This is a genomic window from Nonomuraea diastatica (genome assembly GCF_004349015.1).
Classification (GTDB): Bacteria; Actinomycetota; Actinomycetes; order Streptosporangiales; family Streptosporangiaceae; genus Nonomuraea; species Nonomuraea diastatica.
The window spans coordinates 1-16,774 of the sequence record NZ_SMKP01000001.1 but is presented as its reverse complement, the minus strand read 5'-3'; the positions used below and the strand labels follow the sequence as shown (position 1 = coordinate 16,774).

Annotated in this window: 16 protein-coding genes; 7 read left to right on the top strand and 9 right to left on the bottom strand. The window is 69.7% G+C overall.

Annotation, left to right across the window (positions count from 1 at the left end; genetic code table 11):
- The first annotated feature begins 76 nt into the window (after positions 1-76).
- The 4 genes from E1294_RS00080 to E1294_RS00065 all read left to right on the top strand — a co-directional run bounded on the left by E1294_RS00080 (position 77) and on the right by E1294_RS00065 (position 4,811).
- Entirely contained in the window at positions 77-1,438 is a 1,362-nt protein-coding gene (locus tag E1294_RS00080) for an MFS transporter (RefSeq protein WP_132503534.1), read from the top strand.
- Between the two features lie 168 nt (positions 1,439-1,606).
- Positions 1,607-2,155, top strand: coding sequence for an FHA domain-containing protein (locus E1294_RS00075; protein WP_132503533.1), 549 nt, complete (start codon positions 1,607-1,609; stop codon positions 2,153-2,155).
- A 161-nt stretch (positions 2,156-2,316) separates the two neighbouring features.
- Positions 2,317-3,861, top strand: a complete 1,545-nt coding sequence (dacB, locus tag E1294_RS00070) for a D-alanyl-D-alanine carboxypeptidase/D-alanyl-D-alanine endopeptidase (protein ID WP_132503532.1) — start codon at positions 2,317-2,319, stop codon at positions 3,859-3,861.
- A 197-nt stretch (positions 3,862-4,058) separates the two neighbouring features.
- Positions 4,059-4,811 carry a CAP domain-containing protein gene (locus E1294_RS00065; RefSeq protein WP_132503531.1) on the top strand — a complete coding sequence of 251 codons (753 nt, stop codon included), beginning with the start codon at positions 4,059-4,061 and terminating at the stop codon, positions 4,809-4,811.
- Between the two features lie 137 nt (positions 4,812-4,948).
- Here the strand turns inward: E1294_RS00065 and E1294_RS00060 are convergent, their stop codons facing one another.
- The 4 genes from E1294_RS00060 to E1294_RS00045 are packed head-to-tail and all read right to left on the bottom strand — an operon-like array spanning position 4,949 to position 8,296.
- The gene (locus E1294_RS00060; RefSeq protein ID WP_246082721.1) at positions 4,949-5,722 is read right to left on the bottom strand and encodes an ABC transporter permease; all 774 of its coding nucleotides are present in this window, start codon (positions 5,720-5,722) and stop codon (positions 4,949-4,951) included.
- The gene (locus tag E1294_RS00055; RefSeq protein ID WP_132503529.1) at positions 5,719-6,468 is read right to left on the bottom strand and encodes an ABC transporter permease; all 750 of its coding nucleotides are present in this window, start codon (positions 6,466-6,468) and stop codon (positions 5,719-5,721) included. The genes E1294_RS00060 and E1294_RS00055 overlap by 4 nt, the downstream gene beginning before the upstream one ends.
- The gene (locus tag E1294_RS00050) at positions 6,465-7,250 is read right to left on the bottom strand and encodes an ABC transporter ATP-binding protein (protein WP_132503528.1); all 786 of its coding nucleotides are present in this window, start codon (positions 7,248-7,250) and stop codon (positions 6,465-6,467) included. Before E1294_RS00050 ends, E1294_RS00055 begins: the two co-directional genes overlap by 4 nt.
- The gene (locus E1294_RS00045; protein ID WP_132503527.1) at positions 7,247-8,296 is read right to left on the bottom strand and encodes an ABC transporter substrate-binding protein; all 1,050 of its coding nucleotides are present in this window, start codon (positions 8,294-8,296) and stop codon (positions 7,247-7,249) included. The genes E1294_RS00050 and E1294_RS00045 overlap by 4 nt, the downstream gene beginning before the upstream one ends.
- A 217-nt stretch (positions 8,297-8,513) precedes the next feature.
- On the opposite strand from E1294_RS00045, the gene E1294_RS00040 reads away from it, so the two are divergent.
- Positions 8,514-9,695, top strand: coding sequence for a metal-dependent hydrolase family protein (locus E1294_RS00040; RefSeq protein ID WP_132503526.1), 1,182 nt, complete (start codon positions 8,514-8,516; stop codon positions 9,693-9,695).
- On the opposite strand, the gene E1294_RS00035 is transcribed toward E1294_RS00040, so the two are convergent.
- Complete coding sequence (locus tag E1294_RS00035; RefSeq protein ID WP_165977005.1) at positions 9,660-10,838, bottom strand: PucR family transcriptional regulator; 1,179 nt, start codon at positions 10,836-10,838, stop codon at positions 9,660-9,662. The two genes, E1294_RS00040 and E1294_RS00035, sit on opposite strands and share 36 nt — an antisense overlap.
- Before the next feature lie 165 nt (positions 10,839-11,003).
- On the opposite strand from E1294_RS00035, the gene E1294_RS00030 reads away from it, so the two are divergent.
- Entirely contained in the window at positions 11,004-11,993 is a 990-nt protein-coding gene (locus E1294_RS00030; RefSeq protein WP_132503524.1) for an adenosine deaminase, read from the top strand.
- A gap of 1 nt (position 11,994) precedes the next feature.
- Here the strand turns inward: E1294_RS00030 and E1294_RS00025 are convergent, their stop codons facing one another.
- Positions 11,995-12,249 carry a hypothetical protein gene (locus tag E1294_RS00025; protein WP_132503523.1) on the bottom strand — a complete coding sequence of 85 codons (255 nt, stop codon included), beginning with the start codon at positions 12,247-12,249 and terminating at the stop codon, positions 11,995-11,997.
- Positions 12,250-12,566: 317 nt separating this feature from the next.
- Entirely contained in the window at positions 12,567-12,815 is a 249-nt protein-coding gene (locus E1294_RS00020; protein WP_132503522.1) for a hypothetical protein, read from the bottom strand.
- 258 nt (positions 12,816-13,073) lie between these two features.
- Between E1294_RS00020 and E1294_RS00015 the strand changes: the two genes are divergently transcribed.
- Positions 13,074-14,309, top strand: coding sequence for an acyltransferase family protein (locus E1294_RS00015; protein ID WP_132503521.1), 1,236 nt, complete (start codon positions 13,074-13,076; stop codon positions 14,307-14,309).
- On the opposite strand, the gene map is transcribed toward E1294_RS00015, so the two are convergent.
- Complete coding sequence (gene map, locus E1294_RS00010) at positions 14,296-15,063, bottom strand: type I methionyl aminopeptidase (RefSeq protein WP_132503520.1); 768 nt, start codon at positions 15,061-15,063, stop codon at positions 14,296-14,298. The genes E1294_RS00015 and map overlap by 14 nt on opposite strands.
- Before the next feature lie 428 nt (positions 15,064-15,491).
- Complete coding sequence (locus E1294_RS00005) at positions 15,492-16,457, bottom strand: NAD(P)-dependent alcohol dehydrogenase (RefSeq protein WP_132503519.1); 966 nt, start codon at positions 16,455-16,457, stop codon at positions 15,492-15,494.
- Positions 16,458-16,774: the final 317 nt, after the last annotated feature.

Sequence of the window (16,774 nt, the reverse complement as noted above, 5' to 3'; positions counted from 1 at the left end):
CCCGGGTGACCGCGCGCGCCGCCACGCCGGGAACTGGGCCCTACCGAACAACGCTCTGTTCGGCTTCAATGAGGGCATGATCGCACCGGCGGCGAGCGCCTCCACGGTGCCCCGGGGTGTACGCGTCGGCTACGGTGTGGGCTCGTTCTGCACCGCCACCGTGGGCGCCGTGCCCGGGCTGCTCCTGCTGTACTACATGACGAACTTCCTGGCCGTTCCCGCGTGGCTGGCCGGGGTGGTCGTGACCGCGCCCAAGGCCTGGGACCTCGTGATCAATCCGCTGGTCGGCCGCTGGTCCGACCGGACCAGATCGCGGCTCGGCCCGCGCAGGCCCTGGCTGCTCGCCGGCGCCTGCACGCTGCCGATCGCGTTCTTCCTGGTGTTCGCCGGGCCGCCGCTGACCGGCGTCCCCGCCGCGCTGTACGTCGGGGTGTGCTTCCTGGCCACGGCGACGGCGTACGCGCTGTTCGAGGTGCCGTACAAGGCGATGCCCGGAGAGATGACGCACGACTACCACGAGCGTACCTCGCTGCTCCAGTGGCGGATGATCTTCATCGGCGCGGCCACCGCCATCAGCGGCGTGCTGGCCCCGGCCATCGTCACCAGCCAGGGCGGCGACGGCACGCTCGGCAGCTACCGGCTGATGGCCGCCACGATCGCGGCCATCCTGCTGGTCTCGATGCTGGGCTCGTTCTTCGGCACCAGCCGCGCCCCGATGACCGGCGCGCCGGAGCCCGACCGGGGCGGGTGGCGGGAACAGTTCGCGGCGGTCAAGGGCAACGCGCCGTTCCTCTGGATCACGGCGCTGGCGTGCACGCAGATGCTGGCCGTCAGCATGATGCTGGCGGCGGCGCCGTACTTCGCCACCTACACGATCGGCACGCCGGACGCCACGCAGACGTTGTTCGCGGTGCTGGTGGGCCCGATGCTGCTGACGATGCCGCTGTGGGTGCGGTTGTCCAAGCGGTTCGACAAACGCGGCGCGATGGTGCTGGCCGCGCTGATGTTCGGGGGCGGCACCGCGGCGGCCATGGCCACCCCGCTGTTCGGCTCGCTGTACGCGCACGTGACGATCCTCGTCGTCGGCGTGGGCATCGCGGGCGTGCAACTGCTGCTGTTCTCCATGCTGGCGGACGTCATCGCGGTGGACGCGGCGAAGACTGGCAAGCGCAGGGCGGGCGTGCTGACCGGGTTGTGGACGGCCATCGAGAGCGGGGTCAGCTCGTTCGGCGCGCTGATCTTCGGCGTCATCCTGTCGCTCGGCGGCTTCATCGAGTCGGAGCCGAGCAGGCCGGTCGAGCAGCCGGAGAGCGCGGTGACGGCGGTGCTCATCGGGCAGACCACGGTCCCCGCTCTGATCATTCTGGCGTCGGTGGTGATGACGCTGAGATACCGCCTCACGCCACCGGGCGCGCCAGAACCGGACGCGTCCGCGTAACGGCCCGGCCGGCATATCGCTCGGTTCCGCGCGGGCCTGCTCGCCGGCGCCGCCAGACCGCAGCCCGTGCCTGATCGGCATCGATACGAGCATGCATACCGAGCATGGCCAGGGCGACCGATCCGCGTATTCTGGACAGGGAGCGCGGTTCAGGCCGATACTCGCTACATGAGCTCCACGCTTCCGCCCTTTCGTGCCTCGGATGGGGAACGCGACCGTGCGATCGACGAGCTCAGAGATCGCGCCGTAGAGGGGCGTATCTCCCACGACACGTTCGTGGGCAGGGTCGATCAGGTGCTCAGGGCGCGCAACCGCCACGAGCTCGACGAGGTGGTGGCCGACCTGCCGCGCCGGGCGACGCTCAGGCAGCGGCTGACCGACGCCGTGGCGGCGGTGTCGGAGTTCACCTCCAGGGTGCAGTCGGCGTGGCGGCGGCCCCGACTGCCCCGGCTGGCGCTGCCCGACGACGACCGGCTGCGTTACGTGGTGGGCAGGGGGTCGGCCTGCGACCTCGTGTTGTCGGACCTGACGGTCTCCCGCGTGCACGCCGAGCTGCGGCGCGAGAGCGACGGGTGGCTGCTGGTCGACCTGGGCTCGCTCAACGGCACCCGGCTCAACGGGTGGCGGCTGGTCGGGCCCGCCCGGGTCAGGTCGGGCGACGAGATCGCGTTCGGAGACTGCGGTTTCCTGCTCACGTCGAGCCTGCCATCCGTCTGACCCGCTCCACCATATTCCGATAACTCCTTACTCCGAAAATCCACGCTGCGGCAAATCCAGTCTCGGCAAATCCAGGCTCCAATAAATACGGAGATTTGCGGATTACAGGCTGACGGTGCTGCTCCATGCTGCAGGCGATCCCCCAGTCATTTGGAGACCCCATGCGGCGCACCTCAGCATCCCTCGTCGCGGGCGCGCTCGTCGCGGCCCTCGCGTGGGCGTCCAGCCCCTCCTCACCGGCCGTCGCGCTCGACCCCTCGGCGGGTGTGGCCGACCTGACCCAGGACCTCAACCAGATCCTCAGCGACTCGCGGCTCACGATCGCCAGGGCGGGCGTCGTCGTCAAGAGCGCGGAGACCGGCGAGGAGCTGTACGCCACAGACGCCGGCAAGCTGCTGATCCCGGCGTCCAACACCAAGCTGTTCACCTCGGCCGCGGCGGCCGAGACGCTCGGGCTCGACTACCGCTTCGCCACCAGCGTGCTGAGCACCGGGCGCAAGGCCGGCAAGGTGCTGACCGGCGACCTGGTGCTGCGCGGCACCGGCGACCCGACCATGCTGGCCGAGGACTACGACGCGCTGGCCGCCAAGGTGGCCGGCGCGGGCGTCAAGGTCGTCACCGGCAAGCTCGTGGCCGACGACACCTGGTTCGACGCGCGGCGGCTCGGCAACGACTGGGCCTGGGACGACGAGACCGCGTACTACGCGGCCCCGATCTCGGCCCTGACCGCCTCCCCCGACAAGGACTACGACGCCGGCTCGGTGATCGTCGCGGTGACGGCGGAGAACGGCGAGGTCAAGGTGACCACCACGCCGGACACCGGCTACCTGAAGATCGTCAATCGGGCGACGGCGGGCGCCGAGACCGACGTGCTCATCGAGCGGCAGCACGGCACCCGCACCGTCGTGGTCACCGGTACGGTCGCGGACCCATACCAGGAGTGGGTGGCCGTCGACGACCCCACGGCCTACGTCTCCTCGCTCTTCCGTGATTCGCTGACCAGGCACGGCGTCAAGGTGCTCGGCCGCACGGTGACCGGCGCGGCGCCCGAGGGCGCCAAGGAGCTGGCCGCGCACGAGTCGATGACGCTGGGCGAGTTGCTGGTGCCGTTCATGAAGCTGAGCAACAACATCCACGCCGAGATCCTCACCAAGGCCATGGGCCGCAAGGCGGCGAACCAGGGCACGTGGGCGGCCGGCCTCAAGGTCACCACCGACTTCGCCAAGGCCAACGGGGTGCAGGTGATCAACATGCGTGACGGCTCGGGACTGTCGCGCCGCGACGGTTTCTCGCCCGGTTCGATCGTGCAGTTCCTGTCGGCCGTACGCGGCAAGCCGTGGTTCGGCACCTGGTACGAGTCGCTGCCCATCGCGGGCGACGCCGAGCGCTTCGTCGGCGGCACGCTGCGCAGCCGGATGCGCGACACCCCTGCCGCGGGCAACGTGCATGCCAAAACGGGCTCGCTGACCGGGGTCACGGCGTTGTCCGGCTACGTCACCAGCGCCGACGGCGAACCGCTGATCTTCTCGATCATGTTGAACCAGTATCTGTCGGGCTCGCCGAAGGACATCGAGGACAAGATCGCCGTACGCCTCGCCCAGTTCTCCCGTACCGCGGCGGGCGGCGACCCCGTCCAGCTCCGCACCACGGACCCGGGCCCGGCGGGCGACCTGGAGTGCTCCTGGATGAAGCCCGCGCAGTGCTGATCATCCGGTAGCGGCTGATCACCCTGTAAGGGGACGCGGCGGCCTCCTGACGCGCAGGGGGCCGCAGCGGTTTACCCCGATAACGCGGGCTGCATCACGATTCAGCCACTTGGAGCGGTCTTTTCAGGACATAGCCAACCTTGGAGCGCCAGAATGCGATTCGACCTTGTGTGGCGACCGCCCACCCGGAGGAGAGAATGCGCAGACAGCTCAAGGCATGGGCCTGCCTCGGGAGTCTGGCTGCGCTGACCTTCCCCGCACCGGCCGCGCAGGCAGCCACGAGCGCGCAGGCCTGCCGGGTGGCCGCGGCCAAACCCACGGTCTCCCACGGCTTCGTCAGCGGCACGGCCACCAGGTCGGGCTGCTCCGGCAAGGCACTGCTCCGGGTGCGCATCGCGCTGGCCGTGTCCGGCCCTGACCGGGTCGTCAAGAGCGGCTCCAAGACCGTCAGGACCGGATCGGTCACCGCGCGGGTGCGCTGCACCACCACCCCGCGCACCTACCACGTGATCGCGCTCGACGCCAAGGGGCGCACAGCCAAGTCACGCACGGCGCGACTGGCGTGCGGCAAGTTCGCCTCGGCGGACGAGGAGGCGCTCGTCAAGCTCACCAACAAGGCGCGGGCCGGGAACGACTGCAAGCCCCTCATCCACCACCCCAGGCTGCACCTCGCCGCCGACCGCCACTCGGCGGACATGGCGGCCAAGGGGCGTCTCAAGCACACCTCCGACGGGCGCACGTTCGGGGAGCGCATCAAGGCGGTCGGCTTCCCCTACAGCCTGATCGCCGAGAACGTCGCCATGGGCTACCCCGCCGCCGCCACGGTGCTCAAGGACTGGCTGAAGAGCCCAGGCCACCGCAAGAACATCCTCAACTGCTCGTTCACCCACATCGGCGTCGGATACATTGCCGAGAAACAGGCCTGGACCCAGATCTTCGCCGCTCGTTGAAGCCAAGGGAGCGTCGGGCTTCACCGGCCCCAGCGCCGGTTCCCCACCGCACGCCCACACGCTTCCCTCCGGGCGGGCCCGGCCGCGCCTCCCCCCGCACAAAGGACCGCGGCCGGGCCCGCGTCTCCCCTCCGGTCTCAGGCCCGGTCGGAGAAGCGGGCCAGCACCAGCGACTCGACCACGCCGACGACCGCGTACGCGAGGATGGACACGGCCGTGACCACCACGATGTCCGCCCACACCTCGTCGTAGCGGAATCCGCCGATCGCCCGCAGGATCTCCGCGCCGATCCCTTCGCCGGTGGCCAGCCATTCGGCGATGAGCGCGCCGATGATCGAGGCCGGCACCGAGATCCTGGCCGAGGCGAAGACCGCGGGCATCGCGGTCGGCACGGCCACCTTGCGCAGGACGGTCATGCGGGTGCCGCCGTAGGCCATGACCAGGTCGGTGGCCTGCGGCGAGGCCGATCTCAGCCCGAAGACGATGTTCACCAGCGCGGGGAAGAACACCACGATGCCGCCGATGACGGCGACGCCCACCAGGTCCCTGCCGAAGATCAGCGTGATCAGCGGCGTCATCACCACGAGCGGCACCGAGCGCAGCAGCATCGCGACCGGCATGAACGTCTGCTCCACGGTCCTGAACAACACGAACATGACCGCGACGGCCATCGCGGCGACCATCCCCGAGGCGAATCCGATGGCGGCGTCCCTGACGGTGATGCCCAGCGCGCCGAACACGGCCTCGCGGTGGGCCTCCGACGCGGTCAGATAGTCCCACACCTGGGGCGGGCGCTTGCCGACGAGCGGGCTGATGCCGAACGCCTCCAGCGCCAGCCACCACGCGGCCACGACGATGACCACGCAGGGCGCGAGTGGCCCGACGACCCGCAGGATGGTCCGGCCGATCACTGCGCCTCGCCTTTCGACCACGGGGTGACCACACGGGCGACGAGCGCGACGACGGCGTACCCGAGACCGGCGATCAGCCCGGCCACGAGCGCCAGCCCCCATGTCCGCGGCACCTGGAACTGCTGCTGCGAGATCATCAGGGAGACGCCGAGCCCCTGGTCGTTGCTGCCGAGGTATTCGCCGATGATCGCGCCGAGCAGCGCGGAGGGTGCGGAGATCCTCAGGCCGGCGAACGTGCTGGGCAGGGCCGAGATGACCTGCACGTAGCGGAGCCTGGCCAGGCGGCCGCCGCCGTAGACGGTGACGAGGTCGAGGCCGGCCTGGTCGGCAGAGCGCAGCCCGAGCAGGGCGCCGATGAGCGTGGTGAAGAAGACGGAGATGGCGGCCAGGAACACCACGGTGGCCTCGCCGCCGAAGACGACCAGCACGACGGGGCCGATGGCGAGCAGCGGGACGCAGTAGCTGATCACGGCGAGCTGGGTGGCGACGGCTTCGAGCCGCGGCACGAGCAACACCAACAGCGCCACGCCGATGGCCAGCCCGTTGCCCCACAGGAAGCCCTGCGCCGCCGCGGACACGGTGGCAGTGACGTTGGGGCCGTAGAAGGCCCAGCCGTCGTCGCCCATCGCGGCCAGCACGGCCCACGGCGTGGGCACCGCGCCGCCGCCGGCGAACACCGTCACGGCCAGCAGCCACCACAGCACGACGAGGGCGACGACACCGGCCAGTCCCTGCGCCCGTCTCATGATCCGTGCCCGAACAGCAGGTCGCTGAGGTGGTCGTGGAGGGCGTGGAACTCCCGCGTGCGCATCATGCCGGGCGTGCGCGGGCGCGGCAGGCCGATCTCCACCAGCTCGACGATCCGGCCGGGGCGCGGGCTCATGACGGCGACCACGTCCGACAGGAAGATCGCCTCGCCGATCCCGTGGGTGACCATCAACGTGGTGGCGGGCTTCTCCGTCCAGATGCGCAGCAGCTCCAGGTTGAGCCGCTGCCTGGTCATGTCGTCAAGGGCGCCGAACGGCTCGTCGAGCAGCAGCACGCTGGGCTTGACGACGAGCGCGCGGGCGATGGAGACGCGCTGGCGCATGCCGCCCGACAGTTCGGCGGGCCTGGCCTTCTCGAACCCTTCGAGGCCGACCAGCTTGATCAGGTCGTTGATGACGCCGGGCTCGGGCCTGATCCCGGCGACCTCCAGCGGCAGCCGGATGTTGGCGGCGACGCTCCTCCAGGCCAGCAGGGCCGAGTCCTGGAAGGCGATGCCGAGGTGGTGGCTCCTGCGCAGCTCGGCGGGCGTCTCGCCGTTCACCCGGATCTCGCCGCTGGTGGGCTGCTCCAGCCCGGCGAGCATGCGCAACACCGTCGACTTGCCGCAGCCGGACGGGCCGAGCAACGACAGGAACGAGCCCTTCGGCGTACGGAGGTCCACGCCGTCGACGGCGGTCAGGCCCTTGCCGAACGTCTTGCTCAGCCCGGTGACGCGGATGCCTGCGCTGTGTTCATCGATGGCCTCGACAAGCTCGCTCATGACAACTTCAGGCTCGGGTCGGCCTTGTAGACCTCGTCCAGTACGGTCAGGTCGAACAGTTGCTCGGCCTTGACGCTCAGGCCGGCCTTGGCCAGCGAGGCGATGTTCTGCTCGATCAGCTCGGGCGTCATCGTGAACAGGCCGTTGGCCTTGACGTCGGGGGTGACGACGAGCTCGTTCTGCATCTTGGCCTCCTCGGTCTGCTCCTCGACGTCGAGGTTCTGGTCCTTGCCGTAGACGGTGGCGGCCAGCTCGGCCGACCTGGCCGGGTCGGCGACGGCGTCCTTCCAGCCCTTGATCTCGGCCGTCAGGAACGCCTTGAGCTTGTCGCGCTCGTTGTCGATGGTCTCCTGGGTGACCGTGAACGTCTCGGCGACCAGCGGCAGGCCGGCGTCGGCGAGCAGCAGGTGGGTGGCGTCGTGGCCCTCCATCTTCAGCCGTACGGGGCCGCTGGTGACGAAGCCGACGTAGCCGTCGAGCTGCCCGGAGGTCAACATCGAGGGGTCGGACTGGAACGGCACCCGCGTCACGCTGCCCTCGTCGATGCCGTTGGCCTTGAGCAGCGCGTTCCAGACCAGCTCGTTGGAGTCCTGGACGCCGATCTTCTTGCCGGGCAGGTCCTTGGCGCTCTCGATCGGGTTCTTGCTCAGGGAGATGATGGCGAACGGGTTCTTCTGGAAGGTCGCGCCGACGATCTTCAGCGGGGCGCCCTGCAACACGGCGGGGGCGGTGATGGTGGGCGCGGACAGGCCCGCCCAGCAGCGCCCGGTGGCCAGTCCCGACTCGACCGAGGTGCCGGAGCCGCCGCCCGACAGCAGCTCGACCTGGGAGAATCCGGCTGCCTTGTAGTAGCCGTTGTTGTCGGCGAAGTATTCGCCGGCGAACTCGACGTTCTTCTTCCAGGAGAGCTGGAGTTTGATCGAGCCCAGCCCGCCGCCGGAGGAGGAGCCGCCCGGCGAGCCGCTGTCGCCGCAGGCGGCCAGACCGAGCGCCAGACCGGCCAGACCTGTCGTCCGCAGGAACGCGCGACGGTCGAAGGTAGCCATGATTCTCCTTGAGCGGCCGTGAAGATGCAGGTCAGGACGTTATCTACCGATTATTACCATCAAGTGACGGTATTTTCGGACTTCTGGCCCGGTGGATGGCCTTCGCGCGGGATGGCGGGAAAACCGCTGGCGACCCCTGTAGGTCCCTACGAGAGCACGGGGCGAGGACCGTAGATCCCTCCAGCGGCCCGAGGGCTCAGGTAGCGTCGGGCGTGAAATGAGACTCGACGGAATCCCCCTTTGGGACGGTACCGAACTTCGCGGCCCTGTCGATCTGAGCTGGGAGCCCGACCGGATCACCGACGTGAGCCCCGCCGCGCCCCGCCACGACGACCTGTGCGTCATCCCCGGCCTGGTGGACACGCACGTCCACCTGATCGGCCACGCCGGCCCCGGCGACCCGCCCGACTTCGCGACGTGGCCGCTGGTCACCACGCGCGACGAGCAGGTGCTGCACGGCGTGGCCCACGCCCAGCGGGCCATGCGGCACGGCGTCACGACACTGCGCGACCTGGCGGGCGACGAGGCCCAGGTCGCGCTGCGCCGGGCCTTCGACGCCGGGGTGCTGCAGGGGCCGCGCGTCCAGGTGCACGGCGTGGTGGGGATGACCGCCGGGCACAACGACCTGTTCGTGCCGCCCGCGTCCCCGCTGCGCAAGCCCACGGCCGACGGGCCCGACGAGTGCCGCAAGCTCGTACGCACCTGGGCCAGGGCGGGCATGGACGGCATCAAGCTCACCACCAGCGGCGGCGTGCTGTCGATCGGCGACAGGAACGCCTGGCGCAACTACACCCGCGACGAGATCAGAGCCGTCGTGGACGAGGCGCACGCGCTCGGCATGCCGGTGGCCTCCCACGCCCACTCCGAGGAGGGCATCCGGGTGGCCGTCGAGGAGGGCGTCGACTCGATCGAGCACGGCACCCTCATGAGCACCGACCTGGCCGAGGTCCTGGCCGCCCGCCGCACCCCCGTGGCGCCGACCCTGCTCATCAACGAGGCCATCGCCGAAGGCCGCGTCCCGGTCACCCCCGAGGCCAGGGCCAAGGCCGCCGAGCTCGTCGCCACCCGTGACGTGCTGCTCGCCCAGGCGGCCGCGCTCGGGGTGCGGTTCGTGCTGGGCACCGACGCGAACGGCCACCACGTGCAGTTCGGCGACCAGCTCGCCGAGGTCCGCCACATGGCCAGGATCCTCGGCATGGACGCCGCGTCGGCGCTGCGCGCGGCCACCTCGGACGCGGCCGACTCGATCGGCCTGCCCGTGGGCAGGATCGCGCCAGGGCTGGGCGCCGACCTCATCGTGCTGCGCGGCCGGCCGTGGGAGCGCATCGACGACCTGGCCACCGGCAACATCGTGGCCGTCGTGTCACGGGGCGCCGTCGTCGCGGGCGGGCTGCCCTGACCGCAGCGCCAGATAGAGGTCCGTACGGTCGCGCATCGACGACATGCGCCGCCCGGTGAGCTCCTCGATCCGCTGCATCCGGTAACGCAGCGTGTTGACGTGGACGTACAGCTCGTCGGCCGTGCGCTGCCACGACCCGCAGGTCTCCAGGAAGAGATCGAGCGTGCGCAGCAGCTCGGAGCCGTGCCGCGCGTCGTAGTCCTCGACGGGCGCCAGCAGACGGTCGCGGAACGACCTGCGCACGCCGGCCGGCAGCGAGGCCAGGAGCAGGTCGAAGCTGTCGATGTCGGCCACCGACATGATCGACACCGGCCCGGGACCGCCCCTGGCCGACTCCATGCCGCGCATGGCCGTCTCCAGCGCCTCGCCGAGCTGCGACACGCTGGCCGCCATCTCGCTGATGCCGGCCGCGATGCTTATTGCCGAGTTTGTCCCCTTGCTCATCCCCGGGCTGATCCCCGGGCGCCCGGCGACCAGCCCGCGCAGCTCGTCGGCCAGGCTCTTGCGTGAGGCCCGGCCGTTGACCAGCACGATCGCCTCGCGCGGCGTGCCGCCGACGATCAGGTGCCGTCCCTTTCTTGCCAGGCCCTCGTGCAGCAGCTCCGGCAGGTCGTGCTCGGGGCCGCCGGTCTGGGTGACCGCCATGGCCGCGGTCGGCAGGCCGGGGTCGGCGCCGAGCAGCCGCATATGCGCCGAGACCTCGCCGGGCGGAATCTGGCCGAGGACGTCGAGCAGCGTCTGCGCCCTGACCCGCTCGGCCCTGCGCTGCTCGGCGGCGAACCCCTCGACGGTCACCACCTCGGTGATCGCGCCGAACGACTGGTCGGGAGCGGCCAGCAGCAGAGGCAGCCGGCGCAGCTCGCACGCCTTGACCAGCTCCCGCGGCAGCTCGCCGAGCACGATCAGGCCCACGACCAGGCCGGCGGCGTCGCTGGCCCACAGCGCGTCGGCGAAGCGCTCGCAGTCGGGCGGCTCGGAGTACCACACGCCGCTGGTCAGGACGAGGTCGCCGGACTGCAGGTAGCGGCGGGGATCGGGCAGGTCGGTCGGGTAGGCGCGCCGGATCTCGCGGTCGAGCGCGGCATCACCTGTCACCAGCGTCAGCCGCAGGTCGTCGCGTGCGAGCAGATCCGCCAGCCTCATGAAATCCGATGGTATGCCAGGCCGCATGGACGGCCGCCGCAATCCGTACCACGGACGGCAGCGGAGCGGCTCGCCCAGAGGGAGGTTTCCGCACGGAAATCCCTGCGAGAGTTCAGAGGTTCGCACGATATCTGCCGGGCCGGGTGGTCCGGTTTACTCGGTGCCATGCGTCCCAAGGCGGAACTCCACCTGCACATCGAAGGCACCCTTGAGCCCGAGCTCGTCGTCGACCTGGCCAGGCGTAACCGAATCGAGCTGCCGGCCTTCGACGTGGAGGCCGTCCGCGCCCGCAACGACTTCGCCGACCTGCGCTCGTTCCTGGACGTCTACTACGACAACCTGGCGGTCCTGCGTACCGAGGAGGATTTCCACGACCTGGCCGCCGCCTACCTGCGGCGGGCCGCCGCGCAGGGCGTGCGGCACGCGGAGATCTTCTTCGACCCGCAGGCGCACACGAGCCGGGGCGTGCCGCTGGAGGCGGTGTTCGGCGGGTTGTCGGCGGCGCTGCGCGACGGCGAGGTGCCCGCCGCGCTGATCCTGTGTTTCCTGCGTGACCGGGGCGCGGAGGAGGCGGAGCGGACGCTGCGGGCGGCGCTGCCGTTCCGTGAGCATTTCATCGGGGTGGGGCTCGACTCGGCGGAAGTGGGCTATCCGCCGTCGTTGTTCCGGCGGGTCTTCGACATCGCCGCCGCAGAAGGCCTGCACCGGGTGGCGCACGCGGGCGAGGAGGGCGGGCCCGACTACGTGTGGGAGGCGCTCGACGTGCTGGGGGTGGAGCGGGTGGACCACGGCATCAGGGCGATGGAGGACCCGCAGCTCGTGGCCAGGCTGAGGGAGGAGCGCATCCCGCTGACCGTGTGCCCGCTGTCGAACGTGCGGCTGCGGGTGGTGCCGTCCCTGCGCGACCACATCCTGCCCGCGATGCTGGACGAAGGGCTGGTCGTGACGGTCAACTCCGACGATCCCGCCTACTTCGGCGGTTACGTCGAGGACAACTACGAAGCCTTGCGGCGGGAGCTGGGAATGACCGGCGAGCAGCTCGACCGGATCGCCCGCAACTCCTTCGCCGCGGCCTTCGCGTACGACCCCCGGCACGGTGGAGGGGCCCGCCCCGCAGGACAGGCCCCTCATCATTACTCACCAGCTGAGACGTGACCTAGCCGATGTTGCACTCCCTGTGCTCGTGGCTGAGCACGTGGTTCAGGACGTTGTCGAGACCGACGCCGGCCAGCAGGCCCTGGGCGTTCTGCTGGTTGTCGACCTCCCTGCCGATGCTGCCGTCACCGCAGATGAGAACGATCTTCACCTCGCGGTCGTGATCGCGGTCGTCGTACGTCGCCGCGAGCGCGGAGCCGCCGGACATGAGCAGCCCTCCGACGAGCCCGGCCAGGATGAGCCCCGATTTGTACATGTCTTATCCCCTCTGGTACCTAATGACTACTCTCCGTAGCTACCGGGAAGTGTTTGCCCTGCCCCGCTCGTCGACAAACTCGTGCGATTTCGTTCTTGACCTGCACGAAAGCAGCGCCTGGCAAAGCCGTGCCGGAGATCGTCCCGCTTGACGATCACGTGTGCTTCACAGGGCCGGCCTTACCATCCGAGGCCGGGCACGACAAAGGGGGTCCACCTCGCAAGACGGACCCCCCGTTGCGCACACGCGGCCGGGCACGACACAGGAGCCCGCCCTCTTGGACGGACCCCTGGCGCCCAGCGGCTGAAGAAGTGACTTCAGCCGATGTTGCACTCCCTGTGCTCGTGGCTGAGCACGTGGTTCAGGGTGTTGCCGATGCTGATGCCGAGAATGCCGCTGGCGTTCTGGTGGTTGTCGACGCGCTGACCGATGCTTCCATCACCGCAGATGAGAACGATCTTCACATCGCCGTCGCGGCCGTCGTTGAACGTCGCCGCGTACGCGGAGCCGCCGGACATGAGCAGCCCTCCGACGAGCCCGGCCAGGATGAGGCCTGATTTGTACATGTTATCTCCTCTGGTACCTATTGACTACTCTCCGTAGCTACCGGGGTGAGATCTGCCCTGCCGCCTTCTTCAACAAACTCCGGCGTTTCGTTCTTGACGTGCGTGAAAGCAGCGCCTGGCATAGCCGTGCCGATGAACATCCGGCTTGACGATCAGATGTGCTCCCGGGAGGAGCGGGCGATGATCACGTGACCTTTCCGCGACCATGGCGCGCGCCCGCCCGTGGCCCCAGACTGGTGCCTGTCACGGGAGGCAGTCATGATCGCAGACACCGGATCGTCCAGCACCGCGACCCGCGAACGGCGCACCGAACTCGACGCCATGCGCGCTCTCGTGGTCGTCGGGCTGGTGTTCTTCCACGCGTCACTGGTGTTCGACTCGCGCGACGACTTCTACGTCAAGAACGCGGAGACGACCGACATCACGTTCATCATCGCGGCGCTCTGCGTGATCTGGGCGATGCCGCTGCTCTTCCTCATCGCCGGGCTGGGAGCGTGGCACTCCCTGCGCCGCCGGGGGCCCGGCGGGTTCGCCGTGGAACGATTAGCGCGGCTGGGCGTGCCGCTGCTGTTCGCCCTGGTCACGATGTTGCCGGTGCCTCAGTGGCTGCGGCTGCGGGCCGACCCCGGCTATCACGAGTCCTACCTGGAGTTCCTACCGAAGTTCTTCGCCGTGCGGCCGGATCCGGGCGACTTCCCGTTCCTCGTGGAGGGGGCATACTTCGAGACCGGACACCTGTGGTTCGTGGTGCTGCTGCTGACCTTCTCGCTCGTGCTCGCACCGCTGGTGCGGTGGGTGCCGCGTGGCTGGGCGCTGCGCTCGCGCGAACGCCTGGTCGCGTTCTCCCAGCCGCGTGGCGCGATCCTGCTGCTCGGCCTGCCGATCGCGGCGATCTGCGCGATCGCCGGCCTCGAGGAGGCGTTCGGCGGCTGGGACCGCTGGGCGTACCTGGTGTTCTTCCTGTACGGCTTCCTGCTCGTGACCGATCCCGTCTTCCGCGCGGCGATGCGGCGCAACCGGCGGATCGCGGCCGTCGTGGGCGCCCTGCTGATGGTGGTGGGGGTGCCGGGCTTCATCATCGCGGGCGACGCCCCCGGCGCGGACGCGTTCACGGACCTGACCCCGCTCGCGGTCGGGATGCGCACGTTGTACGGGCTGGCCGGATGGTGCTGGCTGGTCGCGATCCTCGGCGCCCTCGATCGCCCGCGCCCCGCCCCGGCACCCGCCGGGCCGCCGAACGGGCTCCCGGCCCACGTGCCCGCCCACGTGCCCGCCTATCTGGCCGCCGCCGTGCTGCCGCTCTACATCCTGCACCAGCCGATCGTCGTGGCCGTGGCCTTCTTCGTGGTCGGCTGGCAGGCGCCGATCCTGGTCGAGTACGTGGTGATCGTGGCCTTGTCGCTGGTGCTGACGGTCGCCGTCTACGACGTGCTGGTGCGCAGGACGCGGGTGACCAGGTTCCTGTTCGGGATGCGGGAGCCTACGCGACGGTGAGGACGACCGGGCCGTCGCCGGTGATGGCGACGGTGTGCTCGACGTGCACGCTCCTGCTGCCGTCGCCCGAGCACACCGACCACCCGTCGTCGGCCATGTAGTAGGCGTCACCGCCGCCGGCCATCAGGCTCGGCTCGATCGCGATGACCAGGCCGGGCCGCAGCCGCAGGCCACGGCCCCTGCGCGCCTCGTTGGGCACGAACGGCGACTCGTGCATGGCCCGCCCGATGCCGTGGCCGCCGAAGTCGTTCTGCATTCCGTAGCCGGCCCCGCGCCCGACCGTGGACATGGCGTGCCCGATGTCGCCCATCCTGCCGCCGGGCAGGGCCGCCTCGATGCCCGCGGCCAGCGTCTCCTCGGCGACCTTGATCAGCTTGAGGTCTTCCTCGCGGGCGTGCCCGACCGTGAAGCTGACGGTGCCGTCGGCGTGCCAGCCGTCGATGTACGCGCCGCAGTCGACGCTGATCAGGTCGCCGTCCCGCAGCCGGTACGACGTCGGCAGGCCGTGCAGCATCACCCCGTTGACCGAGGTGCAGATCACCCCTGGGTATGGCGTCGCGCCGAACGAAGGGTGATAGCCGAGGAACGATCCCCCCGCGCCGGCCTCCTCGATGACGGTCCTGGCCACCTCGTCGAGCTGCTTCAGCGTCACCCCGATGCCGGCCCGCTCCCGCACCGCCGCGTGGACGCCGGCGACGACCTTGCCCGCCTCCCGCATCGCGGCTATCTCTCCGGCTGACTTGAGCTCGATCACAACGCCTCCTCGTCGATAACTATACCGGTATTATTATCACAGCCGCTCGCGCCGAGTACGTATCCGGGCGAAGGAGGTGGTTGAGCGCATGACGGTGCCGTCGTCGTGCGTCCGCCGCAATCCGGCGAACATCCGGGTCCTGGACGCCTCGGCCCCCCACCCGCGGAATCCGTACGACCTGCTCCCTTTCCGACATGGCCCGCGATCACGCATGGGAATCGCCTTTCCCGTCACTCGGAAAAAGGCCCGCAGGCCGCGGGGCTTGAGGACCCGGTGGCCCTCGGCGATGGCCCGAAACGGGGTCGGTCGAGCAAATGCGGGACGAACCCCTGGGTCACGACGCCGGAAAAGGCAGAACATATGCGGATCCGTCACGCATCGCCATGCCGCAGCCCGCTCGCGCGCCACTCAACCGGGCCATCCGAGCGTCAGATCGTGATGACGACTTTCCCTCTGGCGTGCCCCTGTTCGAGATAGCCGACGGCCTCGGGAACCTCGCTCAACGGGTAGGTCCGGTCGATGACGGGGGCGATTTCCTGCGATTCGAGCAATCGGCGCAGGAGGACGAGGTCGTCGCCGTTCTCCTTCATCAGGAGTGAGACCAGCTTCTGGCGTACGAACAGGGACAACACGAGAAGCCGGACTATACGGCCCATGACCCCGATCCAGGGGCCGCCCGAGCCGCTGTTGTGCACGAAGGTACCGCGCGGAGTGAGTACGCGCCTGCAGGCAGATAACGAGTGATTCGCAATATTGTCGAGAATGAGGTCATATTTCCCCGCGCTTCGCGTGAAATCCACCTTGGTGTAGTCGATGACGTGGTCGGCGCCGATCGACCGGACCAGATCCAGGTTGCGCCCGCTGCACACGGCCGTCACCTCGGCCCCGAAAACCTTGGCGAGTTGCACCGCGAACGTCCCCACCCCGCCGGAGGCGCCGTTCACCAGCACCCTGCGCCCGCCGACCTGCGTTTTGTCGCGGATGCCCTGTAACGCGGTCAGGGCCGCCGTGGGCACCGCCGCCGCCTCCTCGTACGTCAGTCCGGCCGGTTTCCGCGCCACCAGCCCGCCCTCGGGCACGGTGACGTATTCGGCGAACGCCCCCTTGCACACGCCGTACACCTCGTCGCCGGGCTGGAACCGGGTGACGTTCTTGCCCACCGCTTCGACCTGCCCCGCCAGGTCGAAGCCGAGCACGTGCGCCTTGGGCCGGGTCAGCCCGGCCATGGCACGGAAGACGTACGGCGAGCCTCGCATGAAGTGCCAGTCACCTGGGTTGACCGAGGCCGCGCGCACGCGGATGAGCACCCCGTCGTCGCCGGCCTCCGGCTTGCCGACCTCCTGGAGCTCGAGCACGTCGGGCGCGCCGTAGGCGCGATAGCGGATGGCCTTCATGGATCTCCTTGATTTTTCACGTGTAAGATATCTCTTACACGTGAAAATAACACTCCCTGAGTCTGCGCACAATGCGCGGTTTGTGAACGTCCGCCGCCACGACGCACGGTTCGCGTCAGACAGCCAACGCGGCGGTCAGCACCCCGGGCACAGGCCGAGGCGCGGTCGGCTGGGCAAGGCGCGGTCGGTGGAGCCGGGTGCTGGGCGCGGCGGTCAGCGGAGCGCGGTGCTGGGCGCGCGGCCGGTCAGCACCCCGGGTACAGCCCGAGCGGGGCGGGCGGTGGCAGCGGGTCGGCGCCTTCGGCGGAGTCGGCGGG